This window comes from Anabaena sp. UHCC 0399, assembly GCF_034931465.1.
In the GTDB taxonomy this organism is placed as follows: domain Bacteria; phylum Cyanobacteriota; class Cyanobacteriia; order Cyanobacteriales; family Nostocaceae; genus Trichormus; species Trichormus minutissimus.
The window spans coordinates 134,352-149,109 of sequence record NZ_JAYGGZ010000004.1 but is presented as its reverse complement, the minus strand read 5'-3'; the positions used below and the strand labels follow the sequence as shown (position 1 = coordinate 149,109).

Sequence of the window (14,758 nt, the reverse complement as noted above, 5' to 3'; positions counted from 1 at the left end):
ACAATCTGAATCGATACGACTAACTACCCCGCAACGAAGCCACTAACTGCCGGGCAAATATAGAAATTGCTTCATATTTATTGCTATAAGTTTGCATTGCCTGTTGACGTGCCGTTTGTTCATTGGGATTGTTGGCGACTACTGCCAATTGTTCATAACCGGGATAGTAACGACAGAAGGTAGGGATACCGTTATCGTCTAGCAGCCATTGACTATATACTCCTTCTTTGCGTGGGAAAAAGCTTTCGGTGGCGTTGCGGGAAATAATTTCGCGGGGATATTTTAAGATGCTGACAAAACTATCTACGGCAACTGGTTGAATCCGCCCAATTAATCGGGTGGAGAGGTTTTGTAAAATCTTGGAGGCGGCTCTAGATTTGGCGATGGTATCGGGGTCTTGGGCTGATAAAATGACTCTAATCCCGGCTTTTGCACCGTTAGCGCACATTCTGCCCACTAAGTCAGAAATTTGGTCAAATTCAAATAAAATTGGGGCTTCATCAATAAAGAATATGGAAGCTGGACTACTTAAGGCGCGGCGTAAGGCGGCGGAGTAGGCACTCAAAGAGAGTACAGCCGCATCTTCGTTATCAGAGAGGTTTCGTAGTGCAAATACCAATAGTTGTGCATCGGTAGGAAAGCTGGATGGTGCAGAGATGGCTTGTCCGACACGGCTAGATAGCCAAAATCTTAACCGGAGGTGAATTTGACTGAGTGCATCTTCAACTCTGCCACTGACAGCATCTAGTCGCAGATGTTCGGGGGAACAGAAAGACAAAAAGTCTTTGAGGGTAGGGGTTTTTTGCCAAGCTAGAGAACCGAAGCCTGCTTCTATGGCCATGCGATAGCGTTCTTGAATGCCTCTATCAGCAAAAAAGGCAGTTAACGCTAAGTTAATTAGAGAACGCACGGTTTGGGTGAGGAGTTGATTATCGCTGGATGACCCTAATATCATTGTCATTAGGGCTGATTCTAAAAAGGCGGTATAATCGAGCAGGCGATCGCGTTGTTGTTCAGGATCGAGCGATCGCAAGTCTGGTTGCTCAAATAAGTTATTGGATTGTTTAGAAATATCAAAGTAAGCCCCGTTCCCTCCCATGAACTCGGTATAGTCGGTAAAAGTTGATGTGCCGTCTGGTTTGGGGAAGTCTAAGGCAACTACAGGAATACCGTGCGCCAAGGCTTGAGTTAAAATTCCCGAAACTAACACCGATTTACCTGCACGGGTGGTAGCAAATAAAGCTAAATTTTTGTGCTGATTAAATAAGTCTAGATGTATCGGTGTACCGCCTTCTTCTGCTATTAATTCAAAGCCTTGTTTATCCCCAGCTTTGGTTAATACTAAAGGCATTAACCCCGCGACTTCACTAGTTAAATACAACTGACGACGGTTAAAAGGTTTGACTAATAAACCTTCCCAAACTATGGGTAGAGACTGTAACCAAATCTTCCAGGCATATTCTATTTCTCTTACTACCTGGGCTGGACGTTGGAAACAGTTTTCAATATATCTTGTCGCCTCGTCTAATTTTTCCACTGTGGGACGATGGACAAAAATCGCTACTCCCGTATAAATGGGAACTGCACCTTCATATAATTGTTCTTGGGCTGCAACGGATTTTTTTAACTTTAATTGGGCATTTACATCAATAGTTCTACTCTTTTCTTGCGCCATCATTGCTGTCATATTTGACTGCTTCAGCACTCGCTGCAAGGTAGTTTTGACCAAAGCTGGATTTGCTGCTGTTAGTTCACAAACAATTTCTGTATCTACTATTGTTTCTCTGGCGAGTAGTTCCCATAAATACCGCAGTTGTGCAAATTTATTCGGCCAACCACCGGGTTTTTCTAAGAAAGTCAACGCCCCAATATATTTATTGTTGACATTTACCCATCTGCGATCGGCACAAGGTACGCTAGAATCCATCAGCATGGTTGTACTGTGGATATTCTCCATCAGCAATTTTGTACTAGGTAAATCTGAAGAGACTTCTTCGTGCAGTCCGTTTTCATCTAAGTTAACTAACTGGGGAATTGGTATTGCTTGGGTATTGTTAAACCGCCGCCAAATATGTTCCCAAAGTTCTCCCGCATTCAGAGGTTTAATATCCAAACCCATTTTGTTAGATAACAATTGTTCCCAACGACAAAACCCTTGTTGGTAAGCTTTAATAATGACTGTTTCTATCCGTTGGTTTTCAATATCTGCAAGATCACCCTTAAATTTTAACCACCAACCTTCAGCTTGACCTAATAGCTTTTCAATCCAATCATTTGCATTGGTGGAATTTGGTTCAATGGTGTATGTCACATAAATTTTGAGAAATTTTGGCTTACGCAGTCCCGCGTTAGTCAGTTCTTTGATTCTGGCTCTTTCTGCCATCAATAAATATTTAATATCCCGCGAACTTGCAGATTTAATTAAGTCTGTCAGTTCTGTTTGTCGCTGTTCATCAGAACTAAAAGATCCCATGTGCAATGTCATTCTTTCCCCTTCGGGAATATCTTTTAATCCAGATTCAATATTGTTAAAAATCGTGTCTATTTGTTCACTTCTGAGGGTGGTGTGGATACCTCGACATTCAAAACCAAAAACAAAGCAGAATCTATCTTTTTGAGTTCCTTTAGTTAAAATATATGCGCCAACATCACGCCCATCTAATAAAATGCGTAGCATGGTTGACAAATGTAACGCATCTTCAAAAGGCGTTAATCTAGTTTCTTGTCCGGCGATACCGACGCTTTGTTTTCCGATTTTTTGCTTCATGGTTAACTTCTAACAAGCTTTGATAACGAGCAAAGCCTCTTGTCCAAGTGGGAACTCCGATGAATTTACTTAAAAAACGCCAACTCCTACCACCACTTAATATCCACCAAGTTGCTATTCCCCAACCAGCAATTAATGCAGTCCATAACCATCGTTGAAAGTCATCTTGGAATAATCCCCCAAAAATTCCATTGATGATAAAGTATGATGCTAGAACAATTACTGTCCAAGGAAATATTTGATCGGCAGGAATAGGGCCTAAGGATGGCTGAGAGCCTAGAATCTGATTGACTGGGCGAAAATCTTGCTGTCGTTCCTCAGACATAACTAACTATAGTTTATTTCATTTATTACCATCACCAATGATAAATCCTGTGAGAACATCTGCAACAGTCACAGCCACAACAACTAATAGAGGAGTTCTAGCTATACTTTGCCAGTCTTCATCTTTACGAACTGCGTTGATGACACCAATTAAAGCTACAGCTATATACAGTAAATAAATGGCACGTAACACATTGAAGATTAAACTAACTGCGGCTTGGCTATTATTATTGCTTGATGCTCCCTCGGTTAATGTAGTTCTAAAAAAATCTTCCGCTCGTTTAAAAAATTGTGCTTGAGCCGGAGCGGCAAAATAATCTAACCAAAACAGGCTCATGATCATAGCTACAGCTAAAATCTGACAGATGATCAACCAACGTTTTGGTAGATGTGACTGTTGCCCAATTTGTTGAATTACTATGACGATTAAACTACCAGCCAACAAACAAAACAGCAAGAAAGGGCTTTTTAAGCTAACTACGCTTAAAAATACAGCACAAGCTAACAAAAACGGCACTGATTCAATTAATGTTAGCCACCAAAATTTTAAAATTTTTCTAAATTTGTCAGTAACTTGTACTAGGTTAGTTGTTAAAAATCGATCAATATTTCGGGTATGAAGACTCTGCTTAGGCATTTACCAATGTCCTTGCTAATTGCTGCAAATATAGGTTCGTTGTGATATTGAAACTTTGATAATTTAACATGATATAACACTCGTTATTCAAAAATTCATAGCTCCTTACTTAGAATATCCATCCCTTTATTAACTATTGTTAAAATTTAGTTAACTGCATCTTAACATTGCATTAAATAAAAGTTTTTGCTAGTATCCAATTCCAGGTTTTATAATTCCTGTCGATTGATTAGACTATGATGATGCGCCAAGAGTAAGTAACCAGTCTGAAAATTTGGGCTAATTCATGAACGATGAGATCAATTCTATTTGGCATAAATGTCAATTTTTAATAAAAGCTTTTTCGATAAGCTGATCAATTAATGCTACAATTAGCTATGAGTATCATTAATGTTGGCGTAAATACACTAAATATAGAATCACTCCTCTTTTCTCACTAGTACAGGTATAGATTTGCTTGTGATAAGCGGATTTGACACTATTGACGCATCATATAGGTCAAAAGCTGCGGTTAAGTATGTGATTGCTTAAATTTTGGTATCTATGGCGATCGCTTTGCTGATAACCTTTGCACTAGGTTAATGGATAGGTGGCAAAATGTCTAGTCTGAAACACCTTGAGGGAAAAGTGGCGTTAGTCACAGGTGCGACACGGGGTATTGGTAAGGGAATTGCGATCGCACTTGGTGAAGCAGGAGCGACTGTATATATTACAGGACGCAGGTTAAACCCTAACTCTAGCGATGATATTGCAGGTAGTCTGAGTGAGACGCAATTAGCCGTAGAACAAGCAGGTGGCGTATGTATTCCCGTGCAGGTAGACCACAGCGATGATGAGCAGGTGCGCCTACTATTTGAGCGTATCGAAGATGAGCAGCAGGGAAAACTCGACCTACTGGTGAATAACGTTTATGCAGGAGTCCCGGCATTAACGGATGCTCAAGGTAAACCCTTTTGGGAATGTGAAGCGAGTCTGTGGGATGCTTGTAACAATGTTGGTCTGCGTAGCCATTATATAGCCAGTGTATTTGCTAGTCGCATCATGGCCAAGCAAAAACAGGGGCTGATTTGTAATATTTCCTCTTGGGGTGGTCTGTCCTATATATTTGGTGCAGCTTATGGTGCTGGGAAAGCTGGCTGCGATCGCCTCACATCTGATATGGCTGTAGAGTTAAAACCATACAATATTACTGCTATTTCCATCTGGCCGGGAATCGTGGGTACAGAACTCTTTTCCCAACTCGCCTCAGAAATGGCGGAGCAAAATACCAATAATCAAACAACCTCAGTCATCAGTGAACGATACAACTGGGAAACTCCCTTATTCACAGGACGCGTAATAGCTAAATTAGCTACAGAACCAAACATCATCCGCCGTACAGGACGCGTACAGATTGTCGCCGAATTAGCTCAACAATACAGAATCGTAGATCAAGATGGCAACCTACCTGCATCCCTACGTTCACTACGATTTCTCATCCCTTCTGCCCTAGCTAGCCTCAGAAAACATTCCTGGCTCATCCCTGATATCAAAGTACCTTGGTCACTCTTACTGTTAAGCGTCCTCAAATCCCCTAAGATTTAATCTGAATTTTGAATTTTGCATTTTTAATTTTTAATTTTTAATTTTTAATTGGAGCGAAGCGACTTGACTCAACTATCCAAGGCAGTTGTTCTGATTACTGGTGCATCTGGTGGGTTCGGACTGGAACTAACCCGACAGTTATTAGAGGCTGGTAGCCGACTGATTTTAACGAATACAAACGAAACTGTCTTGCGTGAGCGAGTCGCAGAAATTGTACAAGAAGTCAAAACAGGTGAAGTCCTAGCTTGTCTGAGTGCTGATTTGGTTACACGGGAGGGATGTGAAACCCTTTATCGTCAAGTAAAAGCACTAAATATCCCCGTTGATATTTTAATTAACAATGCTGGGATTGGCTTATTTGGCCGCATGGATGAAATTCCGAGTGAGAAATGGGAACGCATTATACAAGTAAATCTACTAGCACCAATGCGGTTAAGTGCCTTATTTGCGGCTGATATGATTGCTCGTCAACAGGGTCATATTGTGAATATTTCTTCCTTAGCGGGGTGGACAGCATTTGGTGGGATGGCTCATTATGCAGCTAGCAAGTTTGGCTTGCGTGGTTTCAGTGAGGGGCTGTTTAACGAAGTCAAAGACTACAATGTCAAAGTAACAGCCGTTTATCCTTTCTTTAGCCGTACCCCGATTCTGAAGTCAGAACGGTATGGAACTCTGGCAAAAGAATTTCAGGGTTTTCCAGAAGATTTGGTGACAAATCCAGCCGATGTCATGCGTGAGACAATCCAAGGAATCGTTCGCAATCAACTGCACGTATTTCCAGATAAGACTGCTCAACGTGTCCATCTGCTCAAAAGATATTTTCCCCAGTTACTTGATTGGATTACTGCTAGGTCTGGGAGGAGGTTAAAAAGTGGTCAGAGCAAATAAGCGTTATATCTCATTCTGCTGTCGTTGACACAACTGCAAGAATTGGTGGATGATACATCTGTAGCTGTGGGCAGTGAAGCTTATACTGCGGGGTTGATGGTTTATAACTATGCTAAAGCCAGTGGGAAAGGTGCTGGTTTAGATTCAATGGTTGATGATTTAGGACGAAGATTTGCGCGGAAATCTCAAAAAGTGCAGCCACAAGCGTCCTCAGTTTAGAAATTAACTTGGCGACTTTAGCAGAAAACATAAAGTTTGAGCTTCTGCGCTTGGATGTTTTAGTTTAAAGTGAAAAACTCCGAGTTCAGAACTAAAATTTTGTTGTTGTAAGTGAGAACGTTCTTGTTTTAAATGAGAACGTTTTCGTTTTAAGTGAGAATGTTTTTGGTTGAAATGAGAACTTTGGGGTTTGAAGTGAGAATGTTTTCGTTTCAAGTGAAAATTTTTGTGTTTAGAACTAAACAGTCGAGGGTTAAAATGTTAAGTCTGATGCTGCGATCGCCAAACTAGCTGCGTCGCCATATTTTGATGTTTCCACTCTTATCTCCAGCCGCCAGCCAATTGCGATCGCGGCTAAAGGCGACGGAACAAACTGAGTCAAAATGACTGAGAGTGCAAATTTTTCTACCTGTTGTCACTTCCCAAAGTTTGATAGTCCTGTCGTCACTACCACTAGCCAGCATTTGCCCATCACTACTAAACGAGATGGAACTAACCGATTCAGAATGACCAGCGAGAGTGCAAATTTCTGTTCCTGTTGCCACATCCCACAACTTGATAGTGTTGTTGTCACTACAACTAGCCAGAATTTGCCCGTTATTACTGATGGCGATAAAATTAACCGAGTCGGAATGATCAGTGAGAGTGCGAATTGCTCTCCCTGTTGCCATTGACCACAATTTGATAGTTTTATAACTACAACTAGCTAGAATTTGCCCATCAATGCTGATGGCGATGGAATTAACCCAGCAAGAATGGCCTGTGAGAGTGCGAATTTCTTTACCTGTTGCTATTGACCATAATTTGATAGTTTTGTAACTACAACTAGCCAGAATTTGCCCATCACTACTGATGGCCATGCAACTAACCGATTCCGAATGACCAGTAAGAGTAAGAATTTCTTTCCCTGTTGCCATATCCCACAGTTTGATAGTGTCGTCACTACAACTAGCCAGAATTTGTCCATCACTACTGATGGCCATGCAACTAACCGATTCCGAATGGCCAGTAAGAGTACGACATATCCCACAGTTTGATAGTGTTGTCCCCACTAGCAAGAATTTGTCCATTACTACTGATGGCTATGGAATTAACCCAGTGAGAATGACCAGTGAGAGTCCGAATTTCTGTTCCTGTCGCCATATCCCACAGTTTAATAGTGTTACCGTCACTAGCCAGAATTTGCCCATTACTACTGATAGCGATGGATTTAACCCATCGAGAATGACCAGTGAGAGTAATAATTTCTGTTCCTGTGGTCACATCCCACAGTTTAATAGTTCCCTTTAAAATATCATTAGCCAGAATTCGCCCATCTTTACTGATGGCGATGGATTGAACCCCATAGGAAAGACCAGTAAGGGTGCGAATTTCTTTCCCCGTTTCCATAGCCCACAGTTTGATAGTGTTGTCAAGACTACCAGTAGCCAGAATTTGCCCATCACTGCTGATGGCGATGCAACTAACCCAATCAGAATGACCAGTGAGAGTGAGAATTTCTGTTCCTGTAGTCACATCCCACAGTTTGATCGTTTTGTCCCTACTACCACTAGCCAAGAATTGCCCATCACTGCTGATGGCTACAGAATTAACCAAGTGAGAATGACCAATGAGGGTGCGGAGAAGTTCACCTGTAGTTGATGAGAATAAGTGAATAACTCTACCAGCTACACTTGCTAAGATATCTTCTTTGGGGCTAAGGGCGATTCTCCCAGAAATACCTGGGATGATGTGGGCGCATTCCCAAGATGGTGGTGTTTGAAGAAGAGATGTTACTGCTTGTGTTGGTGCTACTATCCCCGCACCCAACAAATCCAACCACTCCTGCACCGACTGGGGGCGAAACTGATAATTTAACGCCATTCCCCGCATAATTGCCTCATTCACCCTGTCGCTAACACTGGGGTTTAAATCCTTTGGTGGTTGCAGGGTAAAATTTTGTAGTCTAGCTGGTGCTGGCATAGGTAACTGTCCAGTCACTAAAGAATATAACGTCGCGGCTAAGGCGTAAACATCAATATATTCTCCCCGTTCTTCTATGGGTGCATACTGTTCTGGTGGTGCATAACCAGGGGTAAAGCTTTGTGTATGTTGTTGCACTGTACCAGAAATAAATTGTCTAGCCAGTCCAAAATCAATCAGCACCGCTTCTGGCTTACCCGCACGCATCATAATGTTACCGGGCTTTAAATCTCGATGCAGCAAGCCTTTGTCGTGAACTAGTATCAAAGCATCGCCAATTTGCTGAATATATTGCAGTGCTTCTGCTTCTGGTAATGCTCCCTTTTGGGTTATTCGCTTACCTAAATCTTCCCCTTCGATGTATTCCATCGCCATGCAGGGTAAGTCACCATCATCAAAAACATTCTCTACTTCTACAATGTGGGGATGGCGACATAAAGCCAGACGTAATGCTTCTTCTTTAAAGTCTTGTTTGAGTTTACTTTGATGCGGTCTCCAAGCTGGATTATTGAGTATTTCTTCCCGCAGGGTTTTAATTACCCGCAACTTACCCTGTTTATTTTTCGCTAGGTAAGTGATACCAATTCCACCTTCACCCAATTTTCTCTCAATTATGTAACGCCTGCCAAATAACTGCCGCCCTGGATTCCACACCATAGGTCAAACCGTAGTTTTACTGATATTTTATTGTGGCATAGGCAAAACTTACTCTTGTAGCCAGAAAGATTTAAGGTGCTAGGGATGAAGCTTACAATAGCAATATATTCAATCGCCATAAAATTATGACACCAGCAGTAGTTAAACCTTCATCTTGGCTAACGACTGGTATCCGAGTCGAAAAAGTCAATAATTTGAATCTGTTTAAATTTACAGACGAATTGGGTTTGCGGATGCAAGAATTGCTAGAGAGAAAAAAAGCAGACTCTCTCACACCAGAAGAAGCGGCTGAACTAGAAGCGATTGGGGAATTAGACGAAATTTTTAGCTACATCAATGCCATCATTGCATCTCAGATATGACAATTCCTAATCATATCCAAGAGTTTATCCGTAAACGTGCTGGTTTCCGTTGTGAATACTGCCATTATTCCGAATTATTAAGCACTTCTCCTCTGACAATCGATCATATTTATCCACAATCTTTAGGTGGTTCTGATGATGTGGATAATTTAGCTCTAGCTTGTCGTCGCTGTAACGAACGTCATTATAATTTTACGGTGGGAATTGACGCAGAAACTAACCAGGAAGTAGCCTTATTTAATCCCCGTCAGCAAAAATGGTCTGAACACTTTATTTGGTCAGCAGACGCTACAAAAGTTATTGGTATTACATCTACAGGTCGGGCAACTTGTAATAGATTAGATTTAAATGATCAACGTCGTAGCGATCGCTTCATTCAAAAATCTCGACAACTTTGGATAAAAGCAGGTTTTCATCCTCCACCAGAAGATCCACGACAATAGGCGATAAGTCTAATCTTGCGGCTCAATTCCGGCGGCGCGTAGTTGTGCTGCTAGTCGTTCAGCGCGTGACCAAACAACGTTCTGAACGAGATGGTACTAACTTAAACATTGAGTTCACCCAACAAAAACCCGCAGATTTAAAACGCATTATCACAGAAGCGGCTAAGGCTCATTTACGAGTGTGATATGGTCATGCACTATTAAATATAATGTGCGTTATGCAAGTATTTTTGACCTCTCCCCCAACCCCTCTCCGATGCGGAGAGGGGAGTAAGAAGCGTAATTTTGCTTTGTTGTTCTTCCCTTTGCCTTGTAGACTACGCTAATGTGTACACCGTAGTTCCTCGCAGGAGAGGGAAAGGTCATCGAATTTACGTTAAATATACATCGTCATTGCGATCACCTCCGGTGGGCGGGTACGCCATCGCCTCCGGTGGGCGGGTACGCCATCGCCTTTTCACCCCTACCATTCCACGTCTAACTTATGGATCATCAAACTCGCTTACAAATGATTTTGGCTGATACACCTGTTGGTAAAGTATTACCTGCGATAGCCTACGGCGGGGCGAAGCACATCGCTCAATTACATCTCCCCAATTGGTGGTTAGCTGGGGGTGCGGTGAGAAATACTGTTTGGCGTTCCATCTTTGGAGAGGAATGTGGGTTATTTATTAAAGATTTTGATATTGCTTTCTTTGATCAAACAGGCGATCGCACCCAAGAATTAGCCGCTAAAACCAGCTTGACACAACAGTTTCCTGATTATGAGTTTGATGTCAAAAATCAAGCTAGTTTCGCCCGTTGGCGTTCTGGCCGCCGTCCCTACACTAGTACAGAGGATGGGATTCAAGATTGGTTACACACGGCAACGGCTGTGGGTGTGAGGTTAAATCCTCAAGGGGAATGGGAATTTTTTGCCCCCTACGGATTTGATGATTTATTTAATGGCATAATTCGACCGACACCAGCACATATTGATGATCCTGATGCTCACAATAAAGCATCTACGTTTTTAGCTAAGTGTCCGCATTTGATTAATTCGTAATGGACTAACGTCCCGCTCCGCTAACGTAACGATGCTCCCCCCCGCTACGCTCTAAGCGCAGCTATGCCGCAGGCTTTACGTAATTCGTATCAAAACCTGATTAAGCCATATAAATCGATGCAAGAAGAGATTTTGACATTAGTTGTATAGTATTTTTGATGCTAGTCGGTATTATAGGATCATCAAATGGAACAGCTCCTCAACCAAGTTTTTAGGATGAAAAAACTTCTCATCCGGCTGATTTTACCTTTGCTGACGGTGATTCTAGCTTCTTCGCTATTTACCACCTCTGCATTAGCGACAGGTGTATATCAGATACCCAACCTCACACCAGGAGATTCTACCTGGGTTGTAGATCAAAGTGAAGTTATCAGCCGTATCAACGAAGGTCAGATTAGCAAAACCTTCGAGGAATTGGCAAAGCAAACAGGTAATGAAGTCAGATTTGTGATAATTCGCCGCTTAGATTATGGGGAAACCCCAGAAAGCTTTGCTAAGGCACTATTTGACCAATGGTTTCCTACTGAGGAAGCTAAAGCAAATCAAATTTTGTTAGTGCTGGATACAGTTACTAACGGCACTGCAATTATTTCTGGGGATCAAGTCAAATCTCTGCTAACAGATGATACTGCTAAGAGTGTGGCTGATGAAACATTAGCTGCACCCTTACGGGATGGTAATAAATATAATCAGGCATTTTTGGATACGAGCGATCGCCTAGTTGCGGTTCTCTCTGGTCAAGCTGATCCCGGCCCTCCCGAAATCGTTGACAAAGTACAGGTAGAAGGCACTTTCAAAAAAGCGGAAGAAACTGACAAAGGCAACGCCACTGCTTGGGTAGTCGGACTTTTAATCGCTGCCACTATTATTCCCATGGCGACTTACTATATATATTTGGCAGTTCAACCATCATCGGAAGGGTAATTAGGGAGTGGGAAATGGAAATTTTAGATTTTGCGGAAAGTTCTGTAGGCGGGTTTCCCGCCGTAGGAAACTTTTCAAGACGGATTTTAGATTGAAACTGATTCCAAAATCGTAAATCCAAAATCCACTCATTGAATCACCCCATATCCTTAATCTTGGATATACTCTTGCCCTGCGACTAAAGCTACTTCAGCGCGGACAAATTCACGACCCAAATAAGCTGCGTGGTCTAGCTGACTTACAGGACAGGGCTGAGTTTCCTCAAAAATCCTAACGGATAGTTCTTTAGCTGTTCTACCGCTAAATACTGTTGTGTGGGTGCGTTCTACTTTACCCTTAGCAGGAATAACTTTTCCTGTTTCTGGATCTACGGCTAAACCACGGTCATCAATGACATTTGTAAAATGTTTAGCATAAATTAAACCCTCTGCTCGATCCAAATAGATAATGAAATATCCATCAGGATCAAGCTCGATGTGACGCTGAGAAAGTCTATTATCAATAGCCGCCAAATTTTCCAGTATCAAATCCATAAACGTTCTCAAAATTAAATTTATTTATTCAAGGTTTTTACACTCCATATCAAGTGTAAATCTTTCTCAGCTATCATTTACCAAATATCAACTACTCTTGTTTACTAAAAGGTAACTCTGCATTAATCGCCTCAATTTCTTGCTGTTCGAGTTGATTTACTTCCTTAATGTAGGGAAGTAAGATTTGTGATAGACGACTATTATAGAAGCGATGCAGACTGTAATTAGGCGCAGCAGGAAACCCGCGACGTTTTTTATGTCGTCCGCCAGCACCGGGATCAAATGATTGGATGCCGTTAGCGATCGCCCATTCAATCGGTGCATAATAACAAGCATCAAAGTGTAAGCAATCGATTTCTTGAAAACTTCCCCAATAGCGACCGTATAATCTATCGTCTTTAAACAAGCAAAAAGACATACCCACCGGTTGACGTTCATCTTGTTCGCTATAGGCAGCAAAAAATACAACTCGATGACGATAATTATTGTGTAACTGCTCAAAAAACTGTTTGGTTAAATACTTGCTACCCCACCAGCCAAACTTATCACAAGTGTCAGCATAAAACTGGTACATCAAAGGAAACAAAGATTTAGGAATATCATCCCCAGTTAGTGGTTGTAGTTTTAAACCTACTTTTTCTACAGCCTTGCGTTCTCGCTTGATATTACGACGCTGGTTAGCATTAAAACCCAACAAGTAATCATCAAAACTCTGAAATCCTAAATTTTCCCAAATATAACTATGGTGTAACCAAGGGGTAAAACCTGTTTGTGCCAAAATCGGTTGCCAATCGGGGTCAACATAGAGAAAATGACAGCCTGAAATATGATTTTTGAGACAAAAATCATCAATTTCATGTACCATCATCGCTGTAATTTCCTGCTCATCTTCCCCAGGTGCAATTAAAAACCGATAACCTTCAGCTGGAGTAAATGGAGTCATCCCCAAAAGTTTCGGGTAATATTGCACCCCGATGCGTTCCGCTAACTCTGCCCACTGCTGATCAAAGATAAATTCGCCATAACTATGACCTTTGAGATATAACACAGCAACAGCAATCAGCGTTTTGTCTCGCCATAAAGTCAAGTGATTTGGTAGCCAGCCAGTTTTAGCTGTAGCACTCTGGGAATTTTCCAGATTATGCAACCAATCCCACTCTAAAAAAGGAGTTTTGAGGGGTAAAGCTAAAGCATCCCAGGCATCTTGGGGTACTTCAGCCACTTTGTTGATCCAAACGCTAGAATAACGCGGCTTGAGTTGTTCTACCATTGTTAGGGGATTAAGTATTGGGGATTGGGGACTGGGGACTGGGAATTTTAGATTTTGCGGAAAGTTCTGTAGGCGGGTTTCCCAACCTAGGAACGCCACTTGCTACAAGCCGGGAAACCCGTCCAACGCAGTGGCTCAACTTTTCAAGACGGATTTTGGATTGAATAATCTAAAATCCACTCATTGCAAATCCAAAATTGATAAGGCTGGGAATTGGGGAAAGCATAATCCTTACCCTTTCGCCTTTTCCCTGATACCCAATGAATAGCGTAATCTAATCTATTGGTTGTTGCAGACGATAATGGAGAAAAACTTCTTGGTTTATTGTTTTAACTTCTAAAAGTTCCAACCGAGGAGCTAACTGTGACATAAACCCTTGACCGTCTACTGGTGTCGGTGCATTTACACCACCTAAGATTAAAGGGCAAACAGTCAGCCATAATTCATCTATTAAATCTGACTCCAGCAGAGAAGCTACCAATGCTCCTCCACCTAAAACAGCCAAGCGTGCTATACCTAGAGAGGCTAAATATTTTAAGGCAGCAATAGGATCAATTTTTCCCGTTGGTGTTTCAAAAACTAAAATCTGGTCAAATTCTGATCGTCCTTGCCAAGATTGTGCGCCTACCGTAGTTGTCAGCAACCAGCGTGTAATTCCTTGCTGAAAAAATTTAATTTCCGGATTGAGGTTGCCAGACTGTGTAGTGACTATATGAATCGGCTGGTTAGTTTTACCTTCTTGTTGTCGATGCTGTAAAAGTATCGGTTGTGATATTGTCAGTGTTGTACCATAGGCGCACAGAGTGCCTGCACCTAATAACACAGCATCAGCAGCAGCAATTTGTTGTTCTAGGTGCGCTTTATCTACATCTGAGCCAAATCGAGCAGGCGATCGCTTAAAATCTGCTATTTTGCCATCTGCACTCATGGCTAAAATTACTGTCGTATATGGACGATTTTGCACCATTAGGTTGGGTTGCTAGTCTGATTGTGTTATTGAAGACAGGAGGCAGTTAAGGAATAGGATCATATCGTATTTCAGATTTTTTGCATAGTTTTGTTCTCAGTTACAAAAACATTTAAAAACTCATAAACATTCTGCCTGCCATCAAGATGGCTGTTGAAAATTTTTCATTTTAAATT

15 protein-coding genes and 1 pseudogene are annotated in these 14,758 nt (G+C 41.7%); 8 read left to right on the top strand and 8 right to left on the bottom strand.

The genetic code is table 11. The features are described 5' to 3' along the window. Positions 1-19: 19 nt before the first annotated feature. Genes VB693_RS03595 through VB693_RS03585 form a run of 3 tightly spaced genes read right to left on the bottom strand, consistent with a single transcriptional unit; the run spans position 20 to position 3,728 of the window. Entirely contained in the window at positions 20-2,767 is a 2,748-nt protein-coding gene (locus VB693_RS03595) for a hypothetical protein (protein ID WP_323265083.1), read from the bottom strand. Next, on the bottom strand, positions 2,715-3,092 hold the full coding sequence (locus VB693_RS03590) for a hypothetical protein (protein WP_190705321.1): 378 nt from the start codon (positions 3,090-3,092) through the stop codon (positions 2,715-2,717). Before VB693_RS03590 ends, VB693_RS03595 begins: the two co-directional genes overlap by 53 nt. 18 nt (positions 3,093-3,110) lie before the next feature. Continuing rightward, positions 3,111-3,728 carry a hypothetical protein gene (locus VB693_RS03585; RefSeq protein ID WP_323265082.1) on the bottom strand — a complete coding sequence of 206 codons (618 nt, stop codon included), beginning with the start codon at positions 3,726-3,728 and terminating at the stop codon, positions 3,111-3,113. 606 nt (positions 3,729-4,334) lie between these two features. Between VB693_RS03585 and VB693_RS03580 the strand changes: the two genes are divergently transcribed. The 3 genes and pseudogenes from VB693_RS03580 to VB693_RS03570 all read left to right on the top strand — a co-directional run. After that, positions 4,335-5,312, top strand: a complete 978-nt coding sequence (locus tag VB693_RS03580) for an SDR family NAD(P)-dependent oxidoreductase (RefSeq protein ID WP_323265122.1) — start codon at positions 4,335-4,337, stop codon at positions 5,310-5,312. Between the two features lie 63 nt (positions 5,313-5,375). Further along, positions 5,376-6,200 carry an SDR family NAD(P)-dependent oxidoreductase gene (locus VB693_RS03575; protein ID WP_323265081.1) on the top strand — a complete coding sequence of 275 codons (825 nt, stop codon included), beginning with the start codon at positions 5,376-5,378 and terminating at the stop codon, positions 6,198-6,200. After that, positions 6,201-6,419: pseudogene (locus VB693_RS03570) on the top strand (hypothetical protein); the annotation flags it as partial. A gap of 287 nt (positions 6,420-6,706) precedes the next feature. Here VB693_RS03570 and VB693_RS03565 read toward each other — a convergent pair. Further along, positions 6,707-7,402: a WD40 repeat domain-containing protein gene (locus VB693_RS03565; protein ID WP_323265080.1), complete on the bottom strand. Its 696-nt coding sequence runs from the start codon at positions 7,400-7,402 to the stop codon at positions 6,707-6,709. Between the two features lie 4 nt (positions 7,403-7,406). Next, positions 7,407-9,038 carry a serine/threonine-protein kinase gene (locus tag VB693_RS03560; RefSeq protein WP_323265079.1) on the bottom strand — a complete coding sequence of 544 codons (1,632 nt, stop codon included), beginning with the start codon at positions 9,036-9,038 and terminating at the stop codon, positions 7,407-7,409. A gap of 125 nt (positions 9,039-9,163) precedes the next feature. On the opposite strand from VB693_RS03560, the gene VB693_RS03555 reads away from it, so the two are divergent. From VB693_RS03555 to psb32, 5 genes are all read left to right on the top strand, one after another. Beyond that, the gene (locus tag VB693_RS03555) at positions 9,164-9,400 is read left to right on the top strand and encodes a hypothetical protein (protein WP_323265078.1); all 237 of its coding nucleotides are present in this window, start codon (positions 9,164-9,166) and stop codon (positions 9,398-9,400) included. Further along, complete coding sequence (locus VB693_RS03550; RefSeq protein ID WP_323265077.1) at positions 9,397-9,843, top strand: HNH endonuclease; 447 nt, start codon at positions 9,397-9,399, stop codon at positions 9,841-9,843. Before VB693_RS03555 ends, VB693_RS03550 begins: the two co-directional genes overlap by 4 nt. 44 nt (positions 9,844-9,887) lie before the next feature. Then, positions 9,888-10,028 (top strand): hypothetical protein, encoded by a 141-nt coding sequence (locus tag VB693_RS03545; RefSeq protein ID WP_323265076.1) that lies wholly within the window; start codon positions 9,888-9,890, stop codon positions 10,026-10,028. A gap of 299 nt (positions 10,029-10,327) precedes the next feature. After that, positions 10,328-10,888: a nucleotidyltransferase family protein gene (locus VB693_RS03540; RefSeq protein ID WP_323265075.1), complete on the top strand. Its 561-nt coding sequence runs from the start codon at positions 10,328-10,330 to the stop codon at positions 10,886-10,888. A 186-nt stretch (positions 10,889-11,074) separates the two neighbouring features. Further along, positions 11,075-11,812 carry a photosystem II repair protein Psb32 gene (gene psb32 / locus VB693_RS03535; protein ID WP_323265074.1) on the top strand — a complete coding sequence of 246 codons (738 nt, stop codon included), beginning with the start codon at positions 11,075-11,077 and terminating at the stop codon, positions 11,810-11,812. A 149-nt stretch (positions 11,813-11,961) separates the two neighbouring features. Here psb32 and VB693_RS03530 read toward each other — a convergent pair whose 3' ends face one another. The 3 genes from VB693_RS03530 to VB693_RS03520 form a co-directional block, all read right to left on the bottom strand. Beyond that, positions 11,962-12,345 carry a DUF4346 domain-containing protein gene (locus VB693_RS03530; RefSeq protein WP_323265073.1) on the bottom strand — a complete coding sequence of 128 codons (384 nt, stop codon included), beginning with the start codon at positions 12,343-12,345 and terminating at the stop codon, positions 11,962-11,964. 91 nt (positions 12,346-12,436) lie between these two features. Further along, positions 12,437-13,615 (bottom strand): GNAT family N-acetyltransferase, encoded by a 1,179-nt coding sequence (locus VB693_RS03525; RefSeq protein WP_323265121.1) that lies wholly within the window; start codon positions 13,613-13,615, stop codon positions 12,437-12,439. A gap of 274 nt (positions 13,616-13,889) precedes the next feature. Further along, positions 13,890-14,582 carry a RibD family protein gene (locus VB693_RS03520; protein ID WP_190705296.1) on the bottom strand — a complete coding sequence of 231 codons (693 nt, stop codon included), beginning with the start codon at positions 14,580-14,582 and terminating at the stop codon, positions 13,890-13,892. Positions 14,583-14,758 lie beyond the last annotated feature (176 nt).